Here is a 24,305-nt window from a genome sequence, read left to right as displayed (position 1 = left end):
GGGTGAATGGCACTTCAGCGCGACAGCGGCAGCGTCATGTCGCGGTGCGGAATGCCCGCATCATCATAGGCCGGGCCTTCGGCAGTGAAGCCGAGCTTTTCGTAGAAGCCCAGCGCGGGCACCTGCGCGCTGAGACAGACCTTGTTGAAGGATGGATCGGCCGTGAAATGCCCGATGCCCGCGCGGATCAGCGCCGCGCCAAGGCCGGTGCCGCGCGCCTCGGGCAGCACGCAGACCCGGCCGATCTTGCCGGTTGCGCCCTTGCGCAGCAGGCGGGCGGTTCCGACTGGCCGGGCATTGATTGTAGCCAGCAGGTGAATCGCCTGATCGTCGAGGTCGTCCAGTTCATCCGCCTCGGCGATGCCCTGTTCCTCGATAAACACTTTGCGTCGCAGAGCGACACAAGTGGCAATATCGGTGGTTTCCACGATGACCGGGGTCACGCGAAATACTCCCGCAGGATGCGGCTGTAGATCGTCTTGAGCTGTTCGATCTGCGCCACTTCGACCCGTTCATCGACCTGATGCATGGTCTTGCCGACAAGACCGAATTCCACCACCGGGCAATGATCCTTGACGAAACGCGCGTCCGATGTGCCGCCCGAGGTGGAAAGCTCGGGCCGGCGGCCGGTTTCGGCTTCCACCGCGCGCGCGATCAGATCCGACAGCGGGCCGGGCGGCGTCAGGAAACTTTCGCCCGAGATCTGCACCCGCATCGCGATGCGGACGCCGGTTTCCGCCTCGACTACGCGGGCGTGGCTGGCGAGCCAGTCCGTGAGGCTCGCGCCCGAATGGGCATCGTTGAATCGGATGTTCACCGTGGCATGGCCGCGCGCCGGGATCACGTTGGTGGCCGGGTTGCCGCAGTCGATGGTGGTGATCGCCAGCGTCGAGGCGTCAAAATGCGCGGTGCCTTCGTCCAGCGGCTTTTCCTCCAGCCGCGCGAGCAGTTTCACCAGCGCCGACATCGGGTTCTTCGCCCGGTGCGGATAGGCGCTGTGGCCCTGCACGCCCTCCGCGGTGAACCAGCAGGTCATCGAACCGCGGCGGCCGATTTTCATCATCTCGCCCATCTCGTTGGGGCAGGTGGGCTCGCCCACGAGGCAATGCGTCATCCGTTCGCCATTGGCGGCCATCCAGTCCAGCAGCGCGGTGGTGCCATCCTCGGCATCGCCTTCCTCGTCGCCGGTAATGGCCAGGATCACCGCGCCGTCCGGCGGTGTTTCGCGCACGAAATCCAGTGCGGCGGCGGCAAAGGCCGCAACGCCCGATTTCATGTCGGTGGCGCCCCGGCCCCAGAGGATGCCGTCGATGATCTCCCCTCCGAAGGGATCATGCGTCCAGGCGGTGGCATCGCCCACCGGCACCACATCGGTATGACCGTTGAAGCCGAAGCTGCGGTTGGCACCTTTCGTGCCCCAGCGCGCGAAAAGGTTGGCAATGCCGCCGCGATCCACACGCGTGCAGGTAAATCCCCCTTCGGTCAGCATCCGCTCCAGCAGGGTCAGGGCCCCTCCCTCGGCCGGAGTGACCGAATTGCAGCGGATGAGGTCGGCAGTCAGGCGGACGGGATCGACGGGCTTCATGGCGGCCTCCTTGTTCTGGCCCTCAGGGATAAGGTGCCGGAGCGGCTGCCGCAAGCCCGCCACCGCAGCCCCCACCACTGTGGCCGGGGCGCCACCGGACAGCGCGGACCGTGGGAATGTGGCAACAATAGGGATGACATGGGGCATAATGCGGACATATCGTTCTCGTCAGATGCGGATACATGCCGCAGTAACCGACAGGGTGGATCAACCGCCCGGCCCCGAGCAGACCGGCAGATGACGGAGAAAACTCCGCAGCCGGGGGGACCTGAAAAGGTGAGACAGGCACATGGCGACCGGCGCCGAACTGACATACCAGACCAACGCCTCGGCGTTGCAGATGGCCAATGCGATTTTCGGCGATGGCGTGACCGTCACCGGGGCAAGCTATACCGGGCCAAATGCGTCTTCCGCGATCTATTCCAACGGGCATCTTTCACCCGGTGTCGTGCCCTCGGCAAGCGGGGTCATCCTGTCAACCGGCAATGTGACGAGCTTCACCCAGAGCTCGGGCGATCCCAACCGCAGCGCCAGCACCTCGACCAATACCTCGGGTGTCGATAACAACAGCCTGTTCAACGCCATCGCTGGTGCCCGCACCTATGATGCGGCCTGGCTGGATGTCGATTTCATCCCGACCGGCAACATGATGACGATGAAATTCGTCTTCGCCTCGGAGGAATACCCGGAATACGTCAATTCACAGTTCAACGATGTCGTGGGCGTCTGGGTAAACGGCACCCATGTGCCGGTCTCGGTCGGCAACGGCAAGACCGCCGTGAACAACATCAACCTGAACACCCAGCCCAACCTGACCATTTCCAACACGAATGACGCCTACAACACCGAGATGGACGGCTTCACCATCACCCTGTCGCTGGACATGAAGGTGATCGCGGGGCAGGTCAATTCCATCCGCATCGGCATCGCGGATACCTCGGATGCGAACTATGACAGCAACCTGCTGATTGCGGGCGATTCCGTGCAGACCGCGCTGGTCGCGGTGGATGACAGCATCACCATGGGCCCTGATGGCACCCGCACGCTGAATGCCCTGGCCAATGACCGTGGTCCCGGTAACAGCCAGCTTGTCATTACACAGATCAACGGCATCAACGTGGTCGCGGGACAGACCGTGACCCTTGCCAGCGGCCAGCAGATCACGCTGAACGCAGATGGCACCTTCACCATCGTCGGCAACGGCCAGACCGGAAGTTCGTCCTTCACCTACACGCTCGCCAACGGCAACGGAAAGGGCGTGACGGATGTGGGGATCGTCACCATCAACTCCGTGCCCTGCTTCGTGGCAGGCACCCGCATCCGCACGCCGGACGGGGACGTGCCGGTGGAACAGCTGGAACCCGGCGACCTGGTTCTGACGATGGATGACGGACCGCAGCCGCTGCGCTGGATCGGCAGCCGTCATGTGGCCGCCAGCGGCGCTTTCGCACCCATCCGTATCAAGGCGGGCACCTTCGGGGCGCATGGCACGCTCTTCGTCTCGCCCCAGCACCGGGTTTTGCTGCGCGACCGGCTGGCCGAACTGCTGTTCGGAGAGGCAGAGGTTCTGGTCGCCGCGAAAGAGCTGGTGAACGGCCGCAGCATCACGGTGCAGCCGGGGGGAGAAGTGGAATATGTGCATCTGATGTTCGACAGGCACCAGCTTGTCTGGTCGGAAGGTCTGGTGACAGAAAGCTTCCTGCCGGGGCCACAGGCCGCCGAAATCCTTGACCGTCCGGTTCTGGACGAGATCCGGGCCCTGTTTCCCGAACTCGACCCCGAGACCTGGCTGGGCTACGGCCCCGCCGCCCGCCCCACCCTGCGCGGCTTCGAGGCGCAGGTTCTGCTGACCGACGCCCGGCGCGCCGCATGAACACAGCGCCGCGCCCGGGGGGATGGACCGCGCTGTCTCAGCACGACCCGACCCGTCCGGGCGCAGGCGCGGGCCGCAAGGGGCTGATGGAGCGCGGGGCGCTGGTTCTTGAACTGGCCGTGCCGCTGCGCAAGGCACAGGTTCTGCTGGATTACCATGCCGAGGCCGATGGCTGGGAACGGGCGTTTTCTATCCTGCACGATCCCGAAAGCGGCCTGACCATCCGCCATCGGCAGGGCAAGGCCGTTGCGCTGCACCGGCTCTGTGGCCCCCTGCCCGCCGAACCGGGCATCGCGCAGGTCATCCTGAGCTTCGACGCCCCTGCCCGCCACTGGAAGCTGAGCTACTGCCGACCGGGCAGCGGCACCTTCCTCGCGGCGACCGGCGAGGCCCCCCTTCCACTGCCGCTGGACGATCTGGACCGGATGTGTGCGCTGTCCCCTCTGGTGCGCCGGCACGAGGCGGTGCTGTGGTTCGGCGCCACCTCCCAGGCTACACCGCCCTGCGCCTCGGGCTGGGTCCATCCGCAAAGCCGGATTGCGACGCCCTCAGGCTTTCGGCAGGCGGGCAGCCTTGGACCCGGCGACACCGTGTTACTGCACGACGGATCGGCGCGCGGCCTGCGCTCGGTACGGCATCTTGATCTCCCGGGGCGGGGCAGCCACACGCCGGTGCGGCTGCGCGCACCCTATTTCGTGGCCGGTCACGATCTGCTGGTCAGTGCCGATCTTCCCGTTCTGCTGACCGGCGGGGATATCGAGGATGTTTACGGGGAGCCGGCCCTGCTGGTTGCCGCCCAGCACCTGACCGACAGTTTCGCCGCGATCTTCGATACAGGGCATATGGTGGTGCGGACCGTATCGCTGGATGTGGGCGCCCCGGCGGTGGTGCAGGGCGATGGCATGGCGTTCCTTTCCGCCAGTCATACCGCCGGGCAGAATGGCCCGCCCCCGCTGCGCCAGCTGCGCGGGTTCGAGGCGATGGCGCTGCTGGCCGCGCTGAACCGCGGCAACACGGGCTGGCGCGCGGCCTGAGCCGCGCCAGGCATAGCGCTTGCCATTCGCGGCCCGGAATGCTCCCCTCGCCCTGCGGCAACACCCGCGATGGGAGGCATCATGTATAAGTCCGGCGAAGTGGCTTACCAGCCGCTACCCCTGCCCGACCGCGTTCAGAAACCCGATGATCAGGCGCTGGCCGATGCTCAGGCGTTTCTGGATTACATGCGCAAGCGTCATTCGGTCCGCGATTATGCCACCCGCCCGGTGCCGGAGGAGGTCATTGCAGCCTGTATCGCAGCGGCGGGCACCGCGCCTTCGGGCGCCAATCACCAGCCCTGGCATTTCGTCGCCATCGCCGATCCGGCGATGAAGGCCCGCATCCGCGCCGCGGCCGAGGAGGAGGAAGCCGCCTTCTACGCCGGTGGCGCGGGCGACGAATGGCTGGCCGCGCTGGAACCCATCGGCACCGGCACCACGAAACCGCATCTGACCGATGCGCCCTGGCTGATCGTGGTCTTTGCCCAGCGGTATGGGGTGACCGAAGACGGGCAGCGCTACAAGAATTACTACGTCCCCGAAAGCGTCGGCATCGCCACCGGCCTGCTGATCACCGCCTTGCATCACGCCGGGCTGGTCTGTCTGGAACATACGCCCAACCCGATGAAATTCCTCAACGAGTTGTGCGGGCGGCCCGATCACGAAAAGGCCGTGATGATCCTGCCCGTCGGCTGGCCCGCCGATCACGCCACCGTGCCGGAGGTCGCCAAGCGGAAGAAGCCTCTGGCCGAGATCCTGTCAGTGTTTCGCGGATGACGCCGCAGCGCCAGCGTGCTACGCAGGCGCATGGACCAGTTGCCCAGCAAAGACCAGATCCGTCAGTGGATCACCGACAACCCCGGCCTCGCCTCGAAACGCGACATCGCGAAGGCGTTCAGCATCAAGGGTGGCCCCGCCCGCATCGAATTGAAGCGCCTGCTGAAAGAGATGGAGCAGGAAGGTGGCATCCAGAAGCGTAAGCGCCAGTTCCGCGAGGCGGGCACCTTGCCGCCGGTATCCATCCTGCGCCTGTTGCCGCCCGATGCGGCGGGCGACCTGTTTGCCCGGCCGAATGAATGGGAAGGCGAGGACGCGCCGCTGATCCATGTCATCGCCCGCACCGGCGACCCGGCGCTGGGTCAGGGCGACCGCATTCTGGCCCGGCTGGAAAAGGTGGAGGGCGAGGCCCACGCCTATGAAGCGCGGCTGATCCGCAAGCTGGGCACCTCGGCCATCCGCGTTCTGGGCATCTTCCGTCGCGGCCACGAAGGCGGGCGCATCCTGCCCATCGACAAGGGCGCCGACAAGGAATGGCGTGTGCCCCCCGGCCTGACACTGGAGGCCGAGGATGGCGAACTGGTCGAGGCCGAACAGGCCGGACCGAAGCGCATGGGCCTGCCCAGCGCCCGCATCGTCGCCCGGCTGGGCGACCCGTCCGGGCCGAAGGCAGTCAGCCTGATCGCCATTCACCAGCACGGCATCCCCGACCAGTTCCCCGAAGCGGTACTGGCCGAGGCCGACCGCGCCGAACCCGTGACGCTGGGCGACCGCGAGGATCTGCGCCACCTCGACCTCGTGACCATCGACCCGGTGGATGCCCGCGACCGCGACGATGCGGTGCTGGCCACCCCCGATACCGATCCCGGCAATGCCGGGGGCTTTCACCTCTGGGTCGCCATCGCCGATGTGGCCCATTACGTCACGCCCGGTTCCGCGCTGGACCGCGAGGCCCGCAAGCGCGGCAATTCCACCTATTTCCCCGACCGTGTGGTGCCGATGCTGCCCGATGTACTGTCAGGCGATCTGTGCTCGCTGCACGAAGCGGTGGACCGGCCCTGCATGGCGGTCTGCATCACCATCGACGCGCAGGGCAGCAAGCGCGGCCATCGCTTTACCCGCGGCCTGATGCGTTCGCGCGGGTCACTGCATTACGGGCAGGTGCAGGCCGCGATCGACGGCGCGGTGGAACCGAAGCTGGAACCGCTGATGGACAGCGTGATCCGCCCGCTATACGCCGCCTATGCCGCGCTGAAACACGCCCGTGCCGTGCGGCAGCCGCTGGAACTGGACCTGCCGGAACGCAAGATCATCCTCTCGGACGAGGGCAAGGTGCTGTCAGTCGCCTTCCGCGAACGGTTCGACGCGCATAAGCTCATCGAAGAGGCAATGGTGCTGGCCAATGTCTGCGCCGCCGAAGAGCTGATCCGGCTGAAACGCCCGCTGCTGTTCCGCATCCACGAGGAACCGAGCCAGGAGAAGCTGGATGCCCTGCGCGAAGTGGCTGAGGCTTCGGGATTCACGCTGGCCAAGGGGCAGGTGCTGAAGACCGCGCATCTGAACCGGCTGCTGGCGCAGGCGGAAGGCACCGATCAGGACGAGCTCATCAACATCACCACGCTGCGGTCAATGACGCAGGCTTACTACAGCCCGCAGAACTTTGGCCATTTCGGACTGGCGCTGCGCAATTACGCGCATTTCACCTCGCCCATCCGGCGCTATTCCGACCTGATCGTGCATCGGGCGCTGATCGACGGGCATGGCTGGGGCGCGGATGGCCTCAGCGCCTGGGACGTCGAGAGCCTTGACGAGACCGCCAAGCTGATCTCGGATTCCGAGCGCCGGTCGATGGCTGCCGAACGCGACACCATCGACCGCTATCTTGCCTCTTACCTCTCGGACCGCGTGGGACAGACCTTCACCGGGCGGGTTTCCGGCGTGCAGAAATTCGGGCTTTTCGTGAAGCTGGATGAAACCGGCGCCGATGGCCTTGTGCCGATCCGTGAGGTCGGACGCGAGTTCTTCTTCTTTGATGCCGACAGCCAGACCCTGACCGGCGCCGATACCGGCCTGACCATCGGCCCCGGCGCGCGCGTGACAGTGAGGCTGGCCGAGGCCGTGCCGGTGACCGGCGGGCTGCTTCTGGAACTGATCGAGATCGACGGCGGCGCCCTGCCCGCCCCGAAACGCGGCAAGGCCGGGCATGGCCGCGGACCGCGCAAACCCGCCCGCGCGGCCATCGCCAAACGCAAGGTGGTGCGCAAGCGGCGCTGAAGCAGGGGGCTGTCTGCCCCCTCGCCCCTTCGGGGCTCACCCCCGAGGATATTTGGACCAAGATGAACTTCACGCCTTCATCTTGGCCCAAATATCCTCGGGGGGAGACTCCGCAGGAGACGGGGGGCGGAAAGCCCCCCTTCTCTCATCGCCGCCTTTCCCAGACGCAGGGTTCCCGCTACACTGGGGAGCGAGCAGACGCGAACAACCCGAAAAGGGGCCAGACCATGCGCTTTTCCAGAACCCTCATGACCCTTGCCCTGACCACTGCCCTGTCGGCATGCATCGGCGGCGGCGGCTCGGTCTCGCAATCAGGGAGCAGCCCCACGGTGATCAAATATGGCCGCGACCAGAACCCCGACCCGGCCAAGGTGGCGGGGCTGGAGCAGTGGATTGCAGCCTTCCGTCCGCGCGCGCTGGCTTCGGGCGTGTCGGCTGGCACCTATGACGCGGCCTTCCGCGAGGTGATCTATAACCCCGAGGTGATCCGGCGGTCGAACAACCAGGCCGAGTTCACGAAATCGCTGTGGGAATATCTGGAAACCGCCGTTTCCGACAAGCGCGTGGCCAATGGCCGCGCGATGCTGGCCCGGCATGCGGGTGTGCTGAACCAGATCGAGGCAACCTATGGCGTCGACAAGGAAGTCGTGGTTGCCGTCTGGGGCATGGAAAGCAGCTATGGCGAGAAGCGGGGCGATCTGCCGCTGATCGAGGCGCTGGCGACACTGTCCTATGACGGGCGGCGGGCCGAGTTCTTTCAGGGTCAGCTCATTGCTGCGCTGAAGATCCTTCAGGCCGGTGATACCGATGCGCGGCATATGCTGGGCAGCTGGGCCGGTGCCATGGGGCATACGCAGTTCATCCCGACCTCGTACCTTGCCTTCGCGGTGGATTTCACCGGCGACGGCAAGCGCGACATCTGGTCGGACGATCCGACCGACGCGCTGGCCTCGACCGCCGCCTATCTGGCGAAATCGGGGTGGCAGCGCGGGCAGCCCTGGGGGATGGAAGTCACCCTGCCGCCGGGCTTTGGCGCGGCGGTGTCCGGCAAGTCGGCCAAGCGGTCAGGGGCGGACTGGCGCGCCATGGGCATCACCCGCGCCGACGGGCGCCCGGTGCCCGACGGTCAGGCGGCGCTGCTGCTGCCCGCCGGGGTGAAGGGCGCGGCCTTCCTGATCTACCGCAACTTCCACGCCATCGAGCGTTACAATCAGGCGGATGCCTATGTCATCGCGGTCGGCCACCTGTCTGACCGGCTGAAAGGTGGTCCGGGGCTGAAAACCCCCTGGCCCGCGGGCGACAGCACCCTGCGCATGGCCGAACGGATGGAATTGCAGGAACGGCTGACCGCCATGGGCTTCGATACAGGCGGCGCAGACGGCAATGTCGGACAAAAGACCATTGCCGCCGTCAAGGCCTTCCAGACCGCGCGGGGGCTGGTGCCCGACGGCTATCCCGACCGTGAGGTTCTGGAACTGCTGCGGCGGCGCTGAGCCGCCGCCCCTTCAGGCGCGCAGTGGCAGGTTATCGGCGCGCGCCAGTTTCAGCCAGGCCACCATGCCCGAGAAGAAACCGATGGCGGCCAGAATGGCGGCCACGGTGATCTGGCCGCTGTCTTCGACCCCGGCGGAAAGCGCCAGATAGCCGAAGGCCCAGAAACCCGACCAGCTGATCACGCAGATCAGGGCAACAAGCTTGTTCATATGGTTCCTCCCAAAACCACGCGCGCGCGGGCAGGATGGGACAGATTGTCGCGGGCTGCCAGCAAAAAACACGCCGCGCTGCGGCATTTCGCCCCAGCGCGGCCAGTCGGAGGTCGTGTTGCGATCAGCCGTAGCTGCGGCGGTCCTCGATCACCTTGCCGTCATTGGGCAGGCTGCCCGGCGCCACGATTTCCACACGGCCTTTCAGCTTCAGCACATCGACGATGCTTTGTTCGTAGAGCCCGGGATTCGCGGCGCGACTTTCGACCTGCACGGTCATTGCATCCATCTCGCCCTCGCGGGTGGCGATGACACGGGCGCGGGCAACTTCTTCGTGACGGGCCACGAATTCGGCCACCTGTTCAGGGCGGACAAACATGCCCTTGATCTTGGTGGTCTGGTCAGCCCGGCCCATCCAGCCGCGAATGCGCAGATTGGTGCGGCCGCAGGGCGAGACGCCCGGCATCAGCGCCGAAAGATCGCCGGTGGCGAAGCGGACAAGCGGATAATCGCGGTTCAGCGTGGTCACTACCACCTCGCCCACCTCGCCCATCGGCACCGGATCGCCCGTACCGGGGCGGACGATCTCCACGATCACGCCCTCGTCAAGGATCATGCCCTCCATCGCCTCGGATTCGTAGGCGATATTGCCCAGATCGGCGGTGGCGTAGCATTGCAGGCACAGGATACCCCGGTCGGCATATTCCTTGCGCAGTGAATGAAACAGCGCGCCGCCGCCCACCGCCGCGCGGGTGATCGCCAGCCGCTCGCCCATTTCATCGGCGCGGTCGAGGATGACCTTCAGGTAATCCGGCGTGCCCGCATAGGCGGTCGTACCGATGTCCACAGCAGCCCGCACCTGCAAGTCGGTCTGGCCGGTGCCTGCGGGCAGCACGGCGGCCCCGACGGCACGGGCCCCCGATTCAAAGATCATCCCCGCGGGCGTCAGGTGATAGCCAAAGCAGTTCTGCACGATGTCGCCCCTGCCTACGCCGCAGGCATGCAGGAAACGGCCCATGCGCCACCAGTCGGCGGTGGTCCGGCCAATTTCATAGATCGGACCGGGCGACTGGAACACATGCTCGAAGGCACCGCCTGCGGGCAGGAAGCCCCCCATCGGCGGGCGGGCTTTCTGCGCGCCGGAAAGATCGGCCTTGCGGATCACCGGCAGGCGGGACAGCGCCTCCAGCCCCGTGATCTGCGCCGGATCGACGTCAGCGAGGCTTTCGGCCATCGCAGGGGCGGTTTTCGCATGGGCGATCAGGGCAGGCAGATCACGGGCCAGATCGGCGGCGCGCTGGTCGGCGGAACGGGTTTCCAATGTGTCGAAATAGGTCATTTGCGCCTCCCCCCTCACGACAGCCACCGCTTGCGGCGGCGATAGCTGCGCACGTCGCGGAAGGATTTGCGGCCCTTGTCCGACATGCCGAGGTAGAATTCCTTCACATCCGGGTTCTCGCGCAGTTCCTGCGCGCTGCCTTCCATCACCACCCGGCCACTTTCGAGGATATAGCCGGTATGGGCATAACGCAGGGCGACGTTGGTGTTCTGTTCAGCCAGTAGGAAGGTCACGCCCTCGCCCTCGTTCACCGCTTTCACGATCTCGAAGATCTGCTCCACCAGTTGCGGGGCCAGACCCATCGAGGGCTCATCCAGCAGGATCGTCTCAGGCCTCGACATCAGCGCACGGCCCATGGCGACCATCTGTTGCTCGCCGCCCGAGGTATAGCCCGCCTGTGACTTGCGGCGTTCCTTCAGGCGGGGGAAGTAATTGTAGACCATCTCAAGGTCGGCGCTGATCGCGCCCGCACCATCCGTCCGCGTATAGGCGCCGGTCAGCAGGTTTTCCTCGACCGTCAGGTGTTCAAAACAGTGGCGGCCTTCCATCACCTGAATGACACCGCGCTTCACCAGTTCGGCCGGGTTCAGATCCTGCACGCGGTCGCCGCGATAAAGGATCTGGCCCTTCGTCACCTCGCCGCGTTCGGAATGCAGCAGGTTCGACACCGCCTTGAGCGTGGTGGTCTTGCCCGCGCCATTGCCGCCCAGAAGCGCGGTGATACCGCCCTTGGGCACCGAAAGGCTGACCCCTTTCAGCACGAGGATGACGTGGTTGTAGATCACCTCGATATTGTTGACCTCCAGCAGGGTCTCGGCTTGGGTCGGGGTGGCGTCCAGCATGGCTTGGCTCCGGCAGGGAAAGGGGGGCCCCGGCGCGCGGGGCCCCCGGGTCAGATCAGTTGCAGCGTTCGGCGATGTTGTTCTCGGCCGCGAAAGCCGCCGAATCCTCGGCCACCAGCGGGTCAAGCACATCGTGATCCGGCTCGATGAAGCCGGTGATCAGGCTCCATTTCTTCGCCGCCGCATCCCATTGCTGGATCATAGCGCCACCGGCACCGCCGTGATCGGCACAAGTCGCCTTGAACGCCTGACCAAAGCCCTTCAGGCCCAGCTCTTCCAGACGCGCATCGGTGATTTCCAGCGCCTCGAACCCGTCACGCACCTGCGCCGCGTTCACCTTCGGCGTCCCTGCAAGTTCCTGCGCCTTGCGGATCGCCTCGGAAATCACGACCGCCGCATACATGCCGCGCGAATAGATCACCGAGCCGGCGGAATCGCCCGCGCCGCTGCCCTTGCCCGCATCGAAGACGTATTTCTTCAGGTCGGCATAGACCGGATAGTCGCCGCCCACACCGTTGAAGGTCAGCGCCTTGTAGCCATTGGCGCCGTCGCCAGCCGGAAGCACGTCATTTTCCGAACCCGACCACCAGATGCCGATGAACTTGTCCATCGGGAAGCGGATGTTGGCGGCTTCCTGCACGGCGACCGAGTTCATCACGCCCCAGCCCCAGAACAGCACATAGTCGGGCTTGTCGCGGCGCACTTGCAGCCACTGGCTTTTCTGTTCCTGGCCGGGGCTGTCGATCGGCAGTTCGCTCAGCGTGAAGCCATGCTTCTTGGCCAGTTCCTGAAGCGTGCGGATCGGTTCCTTGCCGTAGGCCGAGTTGTGGTAAAGCAGTGCGATCTTCTTGCCTTCAAGGCTGCCGCCGTTTTCATCCAGCAGGTATTTGATCGCCACGCTGGCGCCATCCCAGTAGTTCGCCGGGTAGTTGAATACCCATTCAAACACCTTGCCGTTGGCGGCCGAGGTGCGGCCATAGCCGGGGGTGTAAAGCGTGATGCCATCGGCCGAGACCTTGGGGATCAGCTGATAGGTGATCCCGGTGGACAGCGGATTGTAGACCAGCGCGCCCTGACCCTTGGTGGCCTCGTAGCACTCCACACCCTTTTCGGTGTTATAGGCGGTCTCGCATTCCGGCACCTGCACCTTCTCGCCGCCGATACCACCGTCCCGCTCGTTCAGCAGGGTGAAGTAGTCGTTGAAGCCGTCGGCATAGGGGATGCCGCCTGCGGCGAAGGGGCCGGTGCGGTAGCTGAGGTTCGGCACCACCAGATCGGCCAGCGCCGGGGCTGCCGTGGTCGCCGCTATGGCCGCCGCCGCCAGCATGGTAAAGGTCTTCTTCATTCGTATTCCTCCCGGTTTGTTATCTCCGGCGCCTCCCGCGCCGGGTCTGGTTTTCTCAGGCGCTTTCACGCCGGGTTTTATTCTGCCCGCCCCGTCAATGCGGGAAGGGCCAGAGCCGCAGCTTCTCTTTCGCGACCCGCCAGAGCTGCGCCAGCCCGTGCGGTTCGAGGATCAGGAAAACGATGATCAGGGCGCCGACGATCATCAGCTCGATATGCGCCGCCAGATCGGTGGGCCAGCCAAGCCCGCCCACCAGCACGTTCTTCAAGAGCACCGGCAACAGCACGAGGAAGGCCGCCCCTGCGAAAGAACCGAAGATCGACCCCAGCCCACCGATGATCACCATGAAGAGGATGAGAAAGCTTTTCTGGATGCCAAACGCCTCGCCTACCTCGGCCGCGCCCAGATAGACCGCAAAGAACAGCGCCCCGGCGATACCGATATAGAAGCTCGACACGGCAAAAGCCGACAGCTTGGTGGTCAGCGGGTTCACCCCGATGATTTCAGCCGCGATGTCCATGTCGCGGATGGCCATCCACTTGCGCCCCACCGTGCCGCGCGTCAGGTTGCGGGCCAGCCAGGCCAGCACGAACAGGAACACGGCGCAGAACAGGTATTTCGCCCAGGCCGGGGTGCTTGCCCCGGTCACCGCCACGCCCAGCAGCGTGCGCTCCGGCGCGGTGATCTGACCCGAGGCCGAATAGTTGTAGAACCACGGCACCTTGTTGAACAGCCAGACAAGGAAGAACTGCGCGGCCAGCGTGGCCACTGCCAGATAGAAGCCCTTGATCCGAAGGCTCGGCAGGCCGAACAGCACGCCCACCCCGGCGGTCACCAGACCGGCCAGCAGCACGTTCACCGGCATCGGCATCCAGGGAAACGCCGTCATCAGCTTGTAGCAGGCATAGGCCCCCACCGCCATGAAGCCGCCGGTGCCAAGGCTGACCTGACCGCAATAGCCGGTCAGGATATTCAGCCCGATCGCGGCGATCGCATAGATCAGGAAAGGCACGAAAACCGCATTGGCCCAGTAATCGTTCATCACGAAGGGCAGGATGCCGAAGCCAAGCACCAGCACCGCGTAATAGCGCATCCGGTCGAAACGGATCGGGAAGGTCTGGCTGTCATCGACATAGGAGGTCTTGAAGTCCCCCGCCTCACGGTAAAACATCAGTCCCGTCCTCCCATCGTCCGGCTTTCATCTTGGTCCAAATATCCCGGGGGTTTGGGGGCTGGCCCCCAATCCGACACCAATCGCATACCCATCGCTCAGACCCTCTCGATGATGCGTTCGCCGAACAGGCCTTGCGGCCGGAAGACGAGGAACAGCAGCGCCAGCACATAGGCGAACCAGTTTTCGGTCGCGCCTCCGATCAGGGGGCCCGCGAAGAACTCGAACAGCTTTTCGCCCATGCCGATGATCAACCCGCCCACGATAGCGCCGGGGATCGAGGTGAAGCCGCCCAGCATCAGCACCGGCAGCGCCTTCAGCGCGATCAGCGACAGCGAGAACTGCACCCCGGATTTCGAACCCCACATGATGCCCGCGACCAGTGCCACAAAACCGGCAATCGACCAGACCAGCACCCAGATGAAGCGCAGCGAGATGCCGACCGACAGCGCCGCCTGATGGTCATCGGCCACCGCGCGCAGGGCACGGCCGTATTTGGTATACTGGCTGAACAGCGTCAGGCTCGCCACCAGCAGGGCCGCGACCACGGCAGCCACGATGTCCAGCCGGTCGATGAAGAAGCCATAGCCGAAGGCGTTGAAGGTCAGCGCGTCGATGGTTTCCGAAATGCCCTGCGGCAGGCCGACATCCAGCTTCTTGATATCGGCGCCCCACATCACGTCGCCCAGACCTTCCAGGAAATAGGCAAGGCCAATGGTCGCCATGAACAGGATGATCGGCTCCTGATTCACCAGATGCTTCAGGACCAGCCGCTCGATCAGCCATGCCAGACCCACCATCACCAGCGCGGTCAGCGCGATGGCGACAATGGCGGGCAGCGTCCAGCCGAAGCTGTGCAGCTCGGTCCCGAAGATCGCGTTGATGACATGCGAGAACGGGATCTGCCCCTGTTGCAGGCCCACCAGCGTCAGCGCGGCGAACAGCGCCAGCACGCCCTGCGCATAGTTGAAGATGCCGCTGGCCTTGAAGATCAGCACGAAGCCCAGCGCCACGAGGGCATACATGATCCCCGCCATGAGGCCGTTGAGCGAGACCTCCATCGCATAAAGAAGCTGATCAGGCATGGCGTGCCTCCTTGCCTGCGCTGCGGCCCATGATGCGGTCAGTCATGCGACACCCCCAGATATGCGTTGATGACGTCGGGGTTTGCGCGCACCTCGTCGGGCGGGCCGTCGCCGATTTTCTTGCCGTAATCCATCACGACCACGCGGTCGCTCAGGTCCATCACCACGCCCATGTCATGTTCGATCAGCGTGATGGTGGTGCCGAATTCGTCATTCACATCCAGGATGAAGCGGCACATGTCCTCTTTCTCCTCGACGTTCATGCCTGCCATGGGTTCATCGAGCAGCAGCAGCTTCGGCTCCGCCGCCAGCGCGCGGGCCAGTTCCACCCGCTTCTTCAACCCGTAGGGCAGACGGCCCACGGGCGTCTTGCGGATGTGCTGGATTTCCAGAAAGTCGATGATCTTCTCGACCTTCTCGCGGTGCTCGGTCTCTTCGCGTTGCGCGCGGCCCCACCACATCGCCTGATCCAGCATGCCGCTTTTCATCAGCGTCAGCCGCCCAGTCATGATATTGTCCAGCACGCTCATGCCCTCGAACAGGGCGATATTCTGGAAGGTGCGGGCGATACCCTGCTGCGCCACCTCATAGGGTTTCATCGGCGCGCGTTTCTTGCCGCGAAACCAGACCTCGCCCTCCTGCGGGATATAAAAGCCCGAGATGACGTTCAGCATCGAGGATTTGCCCGCGCCGTTCGGCCCGATGATGGCGCGGATCTCGCCCTCGCGGATGTCGAAGCTGATATCGGTGATCGCCTTCACACCGCCAAAGCGCAGGGTGATGTTCTTCATCTCCATCAGCACGCCGCCGATCTTGCGGCCGTCTGAGGTGACATAGCCCTCGGGATTCATCGCGTTCATGCCGCCCTCCGCTGACCGGCGACGGTGGCCGCGTCCATCATCCTGACCGTGGCGCGGATCGCGCCCTTGCGGCCGTCCTCGTAGGTCACTTCGGTTTCGGTGTAGACGCTGTCCGCCCCGTCATAGAGACCGGCAATCAGATCGGCGTATTTCTGTTCGATGATGTTGCGGCGCACCTTGCGAGTGCGGGTCATCTCGCCGTCGTCGGCATCCAGTTCCTTGTGCAGGATGCAGAAGCGGTGCACCTGACAGCCCGACAGCATCGGGTCTTCGGCGACAGAGCGGTTCACTTCCTCCACATGCGCCTTGATGGCCTCGTAGACGCGCGGATGGCCGGCCAGTTCCTGATAGCTGGAATAGGCGATATTGTTGCGTTCCGCCCAGTTGCCCACTGCCGTCAGATCGATGTTGATGAAGGCGGTGCAGCGGTCGCGACCATTGCCGAAGACCACCGCCTCAAGGATGGCGGGGTAGAATTTCAGCTTGTTTTCCACATATTTGGGCGCGAACAGGCTGCCATCCGCCATCTTTCCCACGTCCTTGGCGCGGTCGATGATGCGCAGATGGCCGGTCGCTTCCTCGAAGAAGCCCGCGTCGCCGGTGGCGACCCAGCCCTCGGCATCCTTGGTCGAGGCCGTGCTTTCGGGGTTCTTGTAATAAGACATGAAGGTGCCGGGGCTGCGGTAGATCACCTCGCCATTCTCGGCGATCCGCACCTCCACCCCCGGCGAGGGCACGCCCACGGTATCCGACCGCACCTGACCGTCGGGCTGCTGGGTGATGAAGACCGAAGCCTCGGTCTGGCCGTAAAGCTGTTTGAGGTTGATGCCAAGCGAGCGGTAGAAATCAAAGATCTCCGGCCCGATCGCCTCACCCGCCGTATAGCCCACACGCACACGGCTGAAGCCCAGCGTGTTCTTCAGCGGCCCATAGACCAGCTTGTCGCCGATCCAGTAGGCCAGGCGGTCGGCGGCGGAGACGGGCTTGCCGTCCAGGATCGCGGGACCAACGCGCCGCGCAACCGCCATATAGTGATCGAACATCCGCTTCTTCAGACGCCCCGCATCTTCCATGCGGATCATCACCTGCGTCAGCTGCCCCTCGAATACCCGCGGGGGCGCAAAGAAATAGGTCGGCCCGATCTCGCGCAGGTCGGTCATCATGGTGGCGGCGGATTCCGGGCAGTTCACGCAGAAGCCGGTCCACATCGCCTGCCCGACCGAGAAGATGAAATCGCCGACCCAGGCCATCGGCAGATAGGCCAGAACATCGTCACCGGGGCGCAGCTTGTCGAACTCGGACGAGTTCTTCGAGGTTTCGATGATGTTGCGGTTCGACAGCACCACGCCCTTGGGCTTGCCGGTGGTGCCCGAGGTATACAGCATCACACAGGTGCTGTCGTAATCCAGCTCCGCGATGCGGGTCTCAAGTTCGGCGTCAAAGCGGTAGTGACCCGCCTTGCCCTCGGCCTCCACATCGGCCAGCGCATTCATGTGGGAATGGTCGTATTTCCGCATGCCGCGCTTGTCGACATAAATGACCTGCTCGACATGCGGCAGCCGGTCCTGGATCTCCAGCACCTTGTCGACCTGCTCCTGATCGCCGCAGACCACAAAGCGTGCGCCGCAGTGATCCAGCACATAGGCCATCTCTTCGGCCACGGCGTCCTGATACAGCGGCACCGGCACCGCACCGCACATCTGCGCCGCCACCATCGACCAGTAAAGCGCCGGGCGGTTGCGGCCGATCACCGCAACATGATCCCCGCGGTTCAGCCCCAGCGCCAGAAAACCCAGAGCGATGGCGCGGATTTCCGCCGCACCTTCCGCCCAGGTCCAGCATTGCCAGATGCCGAATTCCTTTTCGCGCCACGCCGGACGGGCGCCGAACAGGCGCGCATTCCGGTCCAGCAGCGCAGGGATCGAGTTCAACCCGTCCGTCGCAGCCATACATATTCCTCCCTGCGCCCTCCTCCGGGCGGTCGGTCCGGGGCGAATCTTCTGTCGCCTTTGCCGAACGATGCAACCTTTGCCGCCAAAACTTGCGCGACTTTTTCCCAATCCTTGCGAATTGTTGCAGGGCGGGATTTCCTCTTTTCCGCGAGTGGCGGCAGGTGTTAGCCATGGCCGGGGGGATGATGCATGCCAGTCAACGATGCCCGCACCGGCCTGATGCGCGCCGGGCTGAACCTGATCCAGCAGGCGCTGTCGATCTATGACCGCGACCTGAAACTGGCGCTGTGGAATCACCGCTTTCAGGAAATGTTCGACCTGCCCGAGCAACTGGTGACGCCCGGCGCCTCGTTCGAGGATACGATCTTCTATCTGGTGGAACGCGGCGAATATGGCCCGGTGGACGATCCCTGGACCGCCGTTCAGGCGCGGGTCGAGGCGGCGCGCGCCTTCCAGCCACACTATATGGAACGCGAACGCCCCGGCGGGCGCTGGATTTCGGTTGAAGGCGCCCCGCTGCCGCAGGGCGGCTGGGTCACGGTCTATACCGACATCACCGAAGTGAAGCTGCAGGAAAAGATGCTGCGCAACCGTTCGGCGGAACTGTCGGACGAGGTGCTGGCGAATGCCGAACGGCTGGCGCAGGCCAACCGTGCGCTGGCCGCGACCAATGCCGCACTGGCCGAGGCCAAGCGGGAACTGACCGAGATGGAGGCCCGCACCCGTCTGACGACGGAAATGATGCCCGCCCATATCGCCCATGTGGATTGCGATCTGCGCTATACCTATTCCAACCGCAGACTGGGCAGCGTGATGCCCGGCCGGTCGGCCGAAATCATCGGGCTGACCGGGCGTGAGGCTTTGGGCGATCTGACCTTCGGCAAGATCCTTCCCTATCTGAACCGGGCGCTGGCCGGGGAGGCGTCGGTGTTCGAGTTCACCGACGAGGAATCCGGTCGCCGCATCCGTGCGGCCTTCACCCCCGATCAGATCGACGGCGGGCCGGTGAACGGCGTCTATATCCTGTCGACCGATGTGACAGCGGAAACCCAGGCCCGTTCGGCACTGGCACAGACCCGCAAGCGCGAGCTTGCGGCGCAGTTCACTTCGGGCATGGCGCATGATTTCGCCAATCTGCTGACCGTGATTCTTGGCCTGCAAAGCCGGATGGAGCGGCTACCCCTGCCGGATGAGGCCCGCGCGCTGGCAACCGGCATTCAGGCTGCGGCCCGGCGCGGGGGCGTGCTGCTGGACCGGATCGCCTCGATCTCGGGCCGCCCGACGCTGAAACCCGCGCCCACCGATGTGGGTGCCCTGCTGGCCGATCTGCGGCTGCTGGCAACACCCACCCTGCCAGTTCAGACCCGGCTGGAGATCGTGCTGCCTCCGCAGATGCCGGTTCTGATGCTGGATGCGGGCGGTTTGCAGGATGCGCTGCTGAACCTCGTGCTGAATGCGCGGGATGCGATGGGGCCGAAGGGCGGCACGATCCGCATCGCACTGGCCTGCCTGCGCGACACCTGGCTGGAAATCCGGGTTGAGGACGACGGGCCGGGCTTCAGCCCCGAGGCACTGGAAAAGGCGCTGGACCCGTTCTTCACCACCAAGGGCAGCAAGGGGTCGGGGCTGGGCCTGTCGATGGTCTATGACCATGCGACGCTGGCGGGCGGGACGGTGCGGCTGTCCAACCGCCCCGGCGGCGGGGCCTCGATTTCCGTGCGGCTGCCCTTCCGCCCGGTGGCCGAGGGACAGGCGGAAGGTCTGCCGCCGCTGCTGGTCCTGCTGGTCGAGGATGACAGCGACATCCGCGAGGGTGTGCGCGAGATGCTGCGCGCACAGGGTCATGCGGTGATCGAGGCCGCCAGCGTGGACGAGGCGCTGGCGCTGGCCGAGGTGCCGGGCATCGGGCTGATCCTGTCGGATATTCAGCTGGGCGCGGCGCAGGGCACCGTGCTTGCCGAAACGCTCGCCGAACGCAGGCACCCTGCCCCGGTCCTGTTGATGAGCGCCCTGCCTGCCGGCGATCCGCGCCGCGCCGCCGCCCGCGTGCCGGTCCTGTCGAAACCTTTCGACGCCGCCGCCCTTGCCACCGCCATCGGAGCTGCCCGCGCATGAGCAAACCCGCGCATATCGCCATTCTGGACGACGAGCCGGAAATCCGCCGCATGCTGGCCGACGCTCTGGATGAAGCGGGCTTCCGCGTTACCACCCACGCCCGCGCCACCGAATTCGAGGCGGCGCTGAAGCGCATGACGCCGGACGTCTGCCTTGTCGATCTGGGTCTGCCCGACCGCGACGGGCTGGCTGTGGTGCATCGTCTGGCGCTGGAATCCGGGGCGGCCATCATCATCATATCGGGCCGCGCACAGGTGCAGGATCGCGTGACCGGGCTGGAGCTTGGTGCCGACGATTATATCATCAAGCCCTTCGATCCGGCCGAAGTGGTGGCCCGCGTCCGCGCCCGGTTGCGCAAGACCCGGGCCGAGCCGGAGCGCGGTGCCCAGACGGCCCGCTTCAATGGCTGGATGGCGCAGTTCGACCGCTATCTGCTGATCGCCGCCGACGGAGCAGAGGTGCCCTTCAGCCATGCCGAGGGCGAGGTGCTGCGCCTGTTCCTCGAAAGCCCGCGTCGCCTGATCAGCCGTGCCCAGATGCAGGAAAGCCTTGGCGGCGTGGCGGGCGAAAGCTTTGACCGCGCGATGGATGTCCGCATCTCGCGCCTGCGCACCAAGCTGGGCGAAGACCCGAAGAACCCGACCCTGATCAAGACGATCTACGGCGCGGGATATATCTTTCTGGGTGATGTAAGCTGGAGCTGACGGCAAAGGCAGGATGACCCGGAGGCCACATGGCCGCCATGCAGCAGCCCTCGTTCCCCGCACCGGCTTGGCATCTGGCAGCAAAACCAGTATGCGGGCGGCAGCGAACAAGGAGCCGGGTGCAATTCCCGGCTGGCTCTTCCGGCCGCCCATCCGCCGGACAACCTCACCAAACCCAGATCTGGATGACAGCCGACGGGCCATGCCCCGGCTGTGCGGGAAATTTGCATGTTTTCACCACAAACCTATCGTGCCGAATGGTTCGGCAATATCCGGGCCGACGTGCTGTCGGGCATCGTCGTGGCGCTTGCCCTCATCCCCGAGGCCATCGCCTTTTCCATCATTGCAGGCGTAGACCCGAAGGTCGGGCTTTATGCGAGCTTTTCCATCGCCGTTCTGACCGCGCTGACCGGCGGGCGGCCCGGCATGATTTCCGCCGCAACCGCCGCGACCGCCGTTCTTATGGTCACGCTGGTACGGGATCACGGGCTGCAATACCTGCTGGCGGCCACGGTGCTGACCGGCGTGATCCAGATTGCCATGGGGCTGCTGAAGCTTGGCTCTGTCATGCGCTATGTGTCGAAATCGGTGATGACCGGCTTTGTCAACGCCCTCGCCATCCTGATCTTTCTGGCCCAGTTGCCAGAACTGGACCCGAGGAAGGTGCCGCCCCTGACCTATGCGCTTGTGGCGGCGGGCCTAGCGATCATCTACCTGTTCCCGCGCGTGACAAAGGCCGTACCCTCTCCTCTGGTCACGATCATCGTCCTGACCGCGCTCAGCCTCGGGTTTGGCTGGGATGTGCGGACCGTCGGCGACACGGGCGCGCTTCCCGACACGCTGCCCGTCTTCCTGATCCCGGACGTGCCGCTGACGCTGGACACGCTGCTGATCATCCTGCCCTATTCCATCGCCATTGCCGTGGTTGGCCTGCTGGAAAGCCTGATGACACAGAACCTCGTCGACGAGCTGACCGACACGACATCCGACCGCAATCAGGAATGCATCGGCCAGGGCATCGCCAATGCGGCCACCGGCTTCATCGGTGGCATGGCGGGCTGCGCGATGATCGGGCAGAGCATGATCAACGTCAAATCCGGCGGGCGCGGCCGACTGTCATCTTTCACCGCAGGCTCGGTCCTGCTGATCCTTGTGGTCTTTCTGGGCGACTGGGTGGCCCGGATTCCGATGCCAGCGCTGGTCGCAGTTATGATCATGGTATCCATCGGCACGTTCTCGTGGTCATCTCTGCGCAACCTCCGCACCCATCCCCGTTCGTCCTCGGTGGTGATGCTGGCGACGGTCGCGACCGTGGTCTGGACGCATAACCTTGCCATCGGTGTGCTGGTGGGGGTGCTGCTGTCGGGTATCTTCTTCGCCGCCAAGATCGCACAGTTGTTCAAGGTCACGTCCAGCCTCTCACCCGACGGACGGGTCCGCACCTATGTCGTGGAAGGGCAGCTCTTCTATGGCTCCGTCGAGGATTTCGTCACGGCTTTCGACTTCCGCGCCGCACCCGAGCGCGTGGTGATCGACGTTACCCGCGCACATATCTGGGATATTTCCAGCGTGCAGGCACTGGATATGGCAGTCTTGAAATTCCGCCGGGCCGGAACAGTGGTTGAAATCATCGGCATGAACGCCGCATCGGAAACCATCGTCGACCGGCTCGCCACCCATGACAAGCGCAGTGACCCGACCGTCCTGATGGCGCATTGAAGCCGGGCCAAAGCCCCAAAATTCCGCCCCGGCACGCGAGGTGAACCGCGTGCCGGAGTTCCTTCCGGCACCCCGGCCGTTCAAAACACAATGCCGCGCCCGGATCGACAGGCCAGCAGCAACACCGCCCGCAGGCTGACGCGCACAACGCCTGATACACACCGCAACTTCCCCCAGTGGGGATGTTTCTCACAATTTCAGGAAATGGCGGACCCGGAGCGATTCGAACGCCCGACCCTCAGATTCGTAGTCTGATGCTCTATCCAGCTGAGCTACGGGTCCGCTGTGAGGGGGGATTTAGCGGCAGGGCCGGGGGGATGCAAGGGCGAAAAAGCGGAAGATGACAACTTTGTTTCTGCCGCTCTGTTCCGGCCTTGCTGCATTGGGAAAGCTGCCGCGCAGATTTCGGTGATCGGGGCCGAATTCCGGCCAGGGACAGCGCACCCGAGAGAATCAGCCCGCCGCTTCCTCTGCATCCAGCCCGCCCGCCCGCGGCAGGCGGATCAGGAATTCGGTGCCATCCTCGTCGCTGCGGACCAAATCAAGCTGGCCGCCATGGCCCCGGACAAGCTCCGCCGCGATGGCCAGCCCCAGACCGGCCCCCCCCTTGCGGGCAGATCCCTGGAACGCGCGAAACAGGTTGTCGCGCGCTTTCGGCGGCAATCCCGGCCCGGTGTCACCCACGCGAATCCACCAGGCGGCTTCATCCTCGCCCGCCGAAAGCTCGATCGTGCCGCCCCGCCCTGTCGCGTCGATGGCCTGCCGGGCATTGCGCACCAGATTGGCGACGACCCTGTAAAGCTGCTCGGCATCCGCCCGCACCATCAGCCCCGGCGCGGCATCGACCAGACAGGCAGGCTCCGACTGGGCCGAAAGCCCCTCGCCATCCGCCACATCCTCCAGCAGCGGACGCAGGGCGAAACGGGCAAGCCGGGGCGGATGCTCCTCGGCCTTGCCGAAGGCCAGCGTCGATTCGCAGAGATTGACAGCACGGCTGATCGAATTCACCAGCTTAGGCGCCGAACGTGCCACCGCCGGATCGGCACTTTGTTCGATTCTATCCGCAAACAGCTGCGCGGATGTCAGGATATTCCGCAGGTCATGGCTGATCTTGGCAACAGCTCCGCCAAGCTGGGCCAACCGCTCCTTTTGCCGGAACGCCGCGATCAGGTCCGTCTGCATGCGTTGCAGCGCCTCTTCGGCATCCCGCAACTCCACCACCCGTGCCGTGGGCGTGATGACATAACGCGCATCCTCCGGCGCCGCGGCATAGGCCTGCATATGCCGCACCACCCGGCGGATCGGCACCACCATAAGCCGGCGCACCGCCAGAAACAGCATCGCCGCCGTAATGACCGAGATCAGCGCGGACAGGAACAAGATGCGCAGGCCGTAATCATACATCTCGGTCCGCAGCGGGCCCTCACGCAGGGTGATCTCGATCAACAGCCCGGCCTGCTGTACCGGATTGCCGATGATGCGGATGATCCGGTCCTCGGGCGTCACAAGCACCGCCAGCGCATCCCGGATCAGATCGAATGACCCGTCCATGCGCAGATCGAAGGTCGCCGCTACCGGCTGCGGGATTTCCGACGACAGCACCAGTTGGCGCACCTCGTCGCGCCGCAACACCACGTTGAACACACCCGCATTGTTGAGAAGCTCCTGCTCCAGCTCGGGCGTGATCATCCCGTCATTGGCCAGCAAGGCCAGCGAGGCGATCTGCGCCTTTTCAAGCCGCAGTTGCAGATAATCCACCCGGAACCGCGCGATAGAGGGCACGAAGATCAGCACCTCCGCCAGCATGACGAAAGCGACGGTCAGCAACAGGAACCGCCCCGAAAGCGTATTGAGAATGCGGCTGGTCAGCTTCCTCACGGCACATCCGTCTCCGCTTGTGGCGGCTCGCCCGCCTCTCTCCCAGCAC

General features: G+C 64.8%; 19 protein-coding genes, 1 tRNA gene and 1 other annotated feature. Of the genes, 8 read left to right on the top strand and 12 right to left on the bottom strand.

All coding sequences use genetic code 11. The annotated features are described in order from the left end of the window. Positions 1-14 precede the first annotated feature (14 nt). Entirely contained in the window at positions 15-443 is a 429-nt protein-coding gene (locus tag IE126_RS10350) for a GNAT family N-acetyltransferase (RefSeq protein ID WP_108129001.1), read from the bottom strand. After that, positions 440-1,585, bottom strand: coding sequence for a succinyl-diaminopimelate desuccinylase (dapE, locus tag IE126_RS10345; protein WP_189380914.1), 1,146 nt, complete (start codon positions 1,583-1,585; stop codon positions 440-442). The genes IE126_RS10350 and dapE overlap by 4 nt, the downstream gene beginning before the upstream one ends. Before the next feature lie 289 nt (positions 1,586-1,874). On the opposite strand from dapE, the gene IE126_RS10340 reads away from it, so the two are divergent. From IE126_RS10340 to IE126_RS10320, 5 genes are all read left to right on the top strand, one after another. Beyond that, entirely contained in the window at positions 1,875-3,458 is a 1,584-nt protein-coding gene (locus IE126_RS10340; RefSeq protein ID WP_189380913.1) for a Hint domain-containing protein, read from the top strand. Continuing rightward, positions 3,455-4,492, top strand: coding sequence for a Hint domain-containing protein (locus IE126_RS10335; RefSeq protein WP_189380912.1), 1,038 nt, complete (start codon positions 3,455-3,457; stop codon positions 4,490-4,492). Before IE126_RS10340 ends, IE126_RS10335 begins: the two co-directional genes overlap by 4 nt. 81 nt (positions 4,493-4,573) lie before the next feature. Further along, positions 4,574-5,269: a nitroreductase family protein gene (locus tag IE126_RS10330; RefSeq protein ID WP_189380911.1), complete on the top strand. Its 696-nt coding sequence runs from the start codon at positions 4,574-4,576 to the stop codon at positions 5,267-5,269. A 30-nt stretch (positions 5,270-5,299) separates the two neighbouring features. Beyond that, positions 5,300-7,543, top strand: a complete 2,244-nt coding sequence (rnr, locus tag IE126_RS10325; RefSeq protein WP_189380910.1) for a ribonuclease R — start codon at positions 5,300-5,302, stop codon at positions 7,541-7,543. 227 nt (positions 7,544-7,770) lie between these two features. Beyond that, positions 7,771-9,036 carry a lytic murein transglycosylase gene (locus IE126_RS10320; protein ID WP_189380909.1) on the top strand — a complete coding sequence of 422 codons (1,266 nt, stop codon included), beginning with the start codon at positions 7,771-7,773 and terminating at the stop codon, positions 9,034-9,036. Between the two features lie 12 nt (positions 9,037-9,048). Here IE126_RS10320 and IE126_RS10315 read toward each other — a convergent pair whose 3' ends face one another. From IE126_RS10315 to IE126_RS10280, 8 genes are all read right to left on the bottom strand, one after another. Beyond that, positions 9,049-9,246 carry a hypothetical protein gene (locus IE126_RS10315; RefSeq protein WP_054302495.1) on the bottom strand — a complete coding sequence of 66 codons (198 nt, stop codon included), beginning with the start codon at positions 9,244-9,246 and terminating at the stop codon, positions 9,049-9,051. Between the two features lie 124 nt (positions 9,247-9,370). Then, positions 9,371-10,585 (bottom strand): phenylacetate--CoA ligase family protein, encoded by a 1,215-nt coding sequence (locus tag IE126_RS10310; RefSeq protein ID WP_054302496.1) that lies wholly within the window; start codon positions 10,583-10,585, stop codon positions 9,371-9,373. A gap of 14 nt (positions 10,586-10,599) precedes the next feature. Beyond that, on the bottom strand, positions 10,600-11,427 hold the full coding sequence (locus tag IE126_RS10305) for an ABC transporter ATP-binding protein (RefSeq protein WP_054302497.1): 828 nt from the start codon (positions 11,425-11,427) through the stop codon (positions 10,600-10,602). A gap of 55 nt (positions 11,428-11,482) precedes the next feature. Then, positions 11,483-12,772 (bottom strand): ABC transporter substrate-binding protein, encoded by a 1,290-nt coding sequence (locus IE126_RS10300; RefSeq protein ID WP_054302498.1) that lies wholly within the window; start codon positions 12,770-12,772, stop codon positions 11,483-11,485. A 94-nt stretch (positions 12,773-12,866) separates the two neighbouring features. After that, the gene (locus tag IE126_RS10295) at positions 12,867-13,943 is read right to left on the bottom strand and encodes a branched-chain amino acid ABC transporter permease (RefSeq protein ID WP_189380908.1); all 1,077 of its coding nucleotides are present in this window, start codon (positions 13,941-13,943) and stop codon (positions 12,867-12,869) included. Positions 13,944-14,041: 98 nt separating this feature from the next. After that, positions 14,042-15,028, bottom strand: coding sequence for a branched-chain amino acid ABC transporter permease (locus IE126_RS10290; RefSeq protein WP_054302500.1), 987 nt, complete (start codon positions 15,026-15,028; stop codon positions 14,042-14,044). A 38-nt stretch (positions 15,029-15,066) separates the two neighbouring features. Then, positions 15,067-15,888: an ABC transporter ATP-binding protein gene (locus IE126_RS10285; protein ID WP_189380907.1), complete on the bottom strand. Its 822-nt coding sequence runs from the start codon at positions 15,886-15,888 to the stop codon at positions 15,067-15,069. Further along, positions 15,885-17,837, bottom strand: a complete 1,953-nt coding sequence (locus IE126_RS10280; RefSeq protein ID WP_189380906.1) for a long-chain fatty acid--CoA ligase — start codon at positions 17,835-17,837, stop codon at positions 15,885-15,887. Before IE126_RS10280 ends, IE126_RS10285 begins: the two co-directional genes overlap by 4 nt. A 192-nt stretch (positions 17,838-18,029) precedes the next feature. On the opposite strand from IE126_RS10280, the gene IE126_RS10275 reads away from it, so the two are divergent. From IE126_RS10275 to IE126_RS10265, 3 genes are all read left to right on the top strand, one after another. After that, a complete protein-coding gene (locus IE126_RS10275) occupies positions 18,030-19,955 on the top strand; it encodes a hybrid sensor histidine kinase/response regulator (RefSeq protein WP_189380905.1) in 1,926 nt (641 codons plus the stop codon). Beyond that, entirely contained in the window at positions 19,952-20,659 is a 708-nt protein-coding gene (locus tag IE126_RS10270) for a response regulator transcription factor (RefSeq protein ID WP_189380904.1), read from the top strand. The genes IE126_RS10275 and IE126_RS10270 overlap by 4 nt, the downstream gene beginning before the upstream one ends. Before the next feature lie 108 nt (positions 20,660-20,767). After that, positions 20,768-20,825 (top strand) — a sequence feature (sul1 is cis-regulatory element that is thought to sense ions involved in sulfur or methionine metabolism; They are found in Alphaproteobacteria). Positions 20,826-20,887: 62 nt separating this feature from the next. Next, positions 20,888-22,378 carry a SulP family inorganic anion transporter gene (locus IE126_RS10265; RefSeq protein ID WP_189380903.1) on the top strand — a complete coding sequence of 497 codons (1,491 nt, stop codon included), beginning with the start codon at positions 20,888-20,890 and terminating at the stop codon, positions 22,376-22,378. Between the two features lie 205 nt (positions 22,379-22,583). Here the strand turns inward: IE126_RS10265 and IE126_RS10260 are convergent. Both IE126_RS10260 and IE126_RS10255 read right to left on the bottom strand, forming a co-directional pair. Beyond that, a tRNA-Arg gene (locus tag IE126_RS10260) sits at positions 22,584-22,660 on the bottom strand. A 171-nt stretch (positions 22,661-22,831) separates the two neighbouring features. Then, positions 22,832-24,184 carry a sensor histidine kinase gene (locus IE126_RS10255; protein ID WP_189381042.1) on the bottom strand — a complete coding sequence of 451 codons (1,353 nt, stop codon included), beginning with the start codon at positions 24,182-24,184 and terminating at the stop codon, positions 22,832-22,834. Between the last annotated feature and the right edge of the window lie 121 nt (positions 24,185-24,305).

Origin of the sequence: Gemmobacter nanjingensis (genome assembly GCF_014652195.1) — a bacterium.
GTDB lineage: Bacteria > Pseudomonadota > Alphaproteobacteria > Rhodobacterales > Rhodobacteraceae > Gemmobacter > Gemmobacter caeni.
Note: the sequence above shows the minus strand (reverse complement) of the source record. Positions and strands in the feature narration are given on the sequence as shown.

What these genes read in the sequence shown, in the direction of transcription:
- dapE (WP_189380914.1), bottom strand. Translation starts at nt 1,585, where the DNA reads ATGAAGCCCGTCGATCCCGTCCGCCTGACTGCCGACCTCATCCGCTGC.
- IE126_RS10340 (WP_189380913.1), top strand. Translation starts at nt 1,875, where the DNA reads ATGGCGACCGGCGCCGAACTGACATACCAGACCAACGCCTCGGCGTTG.
- IE126_RS10335 (WP_189380912.1), top strand. Translation starts at nt 3,455, where the DNA reads ATGAACACAGCGCCGCGCCCGGGGGGATGGACCGCGCTGTCTCAGCAC.
- IE126_RS10330 (WP_189380911.1), top strand. Translation starts at nt 4,574, where the DNA reads ATGTATAAGTCCGGCGAAGTGGCTTACCAGCCGCTACCCCTGCCCGAC.
- rnr (WP_189380910.1), top strand. Translation starts at nt 5,300, where the DNA reads ATGGACCAGTTGCCCAGCAAAGACCAGATCCGTCAGTGGATCACCGAC.
- IE126_RS10320 (WP_189380909.1), top strand. Translation starts at nt 7,771, where the DNA reads ATGCGCTTTTCCAGAACCCTCATGACCCTTGCCCTGACCACTGCCCTG.
- IE126_RS10315 (WP_054302495.1), bottom strand. Translation starts at nt 9,246, where the DNA reads ATGAACAAGCTTGTTGCCCTGATCTGCGTGATCAGCTGGTCGGGTTTC.
- IE126_RS10310 (WP_054302496.1), bottom strand. Translation starts at nt 10,585, where the DNA reads ATGACCTATTTCGACACATTGGAAACCCGTTCCGCCGACCAGCGCGCC.
- IE126_RS10305 (WP_054302497.1), bottom strand. Translation starts at nt 11,427, where the DNA reads ATGCTGGACGCCACCCCGACCCAAGCCGAGACCCTGCTGGAGGTCAAC.
- IE126_RS10300 (WP_054302498.1), bottom strand. Translation starts at nt 12,772, where the DNA reads ATGAAGAAGACCTTTACCATGCTGGCGGCGGCGGCCATAGCGGCGACC.
- IE126_RS10295 (WP_189380908.1), bottom strand. Translation starts at nt 13,943, where the DNA reads ATGTTTTACCGTGAGGCGGGGGACTTCAAGACCTCCTATGTCGATGAC.
- IE126_RS10290 (WP_054302500.1), bottom strand. Translation starts at nt 15,028, where the DNA reads ATGCCTGATCAGCTTCTTTATGCGATGGAGGTCTCGCTCAACGGCCTC.
- IE126_RS10285 (WP_189380907.1), bottom strand. Translation starts at nt 15,888, where the DNA reads ATGAACGCGATGAATCCCGAGGGCTATGTCACCTCAGACGGCCGCAAG.
- IE126_RS10280 (WP_189380906.1), bottom strand. Translation starts at nt 17,837, where the DNA reads ATGGCTGCGACGGACGGGTTGAACTCGATCCCTGCGCTGCTGGACCGG.
- IE126_RS10275 (WP_189380905.1), top strand. Translation starts at nt 18,030, where the DNA reads ATGCCAGTCAACGATGCCCGCACCGGCCTGATGCGCGCCGGGCTGAAC.
- IE126_RS10270 (WP_189380904.1), top strand. Translation starts at nt 19,952, where the DNA reads ATGAGCAAACCCGCGCATATCGCCATTCTGGACGACGAGCCGGAAATC.
- IE126_RS10265 (WP_189380903.1), top strand. Translation starts at nt 20,888, where the DNA reads ATGTTTTCACCACAAACCTATCGTGCCGAATGGTTCGGCAATATCCGG.
- IE126_RS10255 (WP_189381042.1), bottom strand. Translation starts at nt 24,184, where the DNA reads ATGCTGGCGGAGGTGCTGATCTTCGTGCCCTCTATCGCGCGGTTCCGG.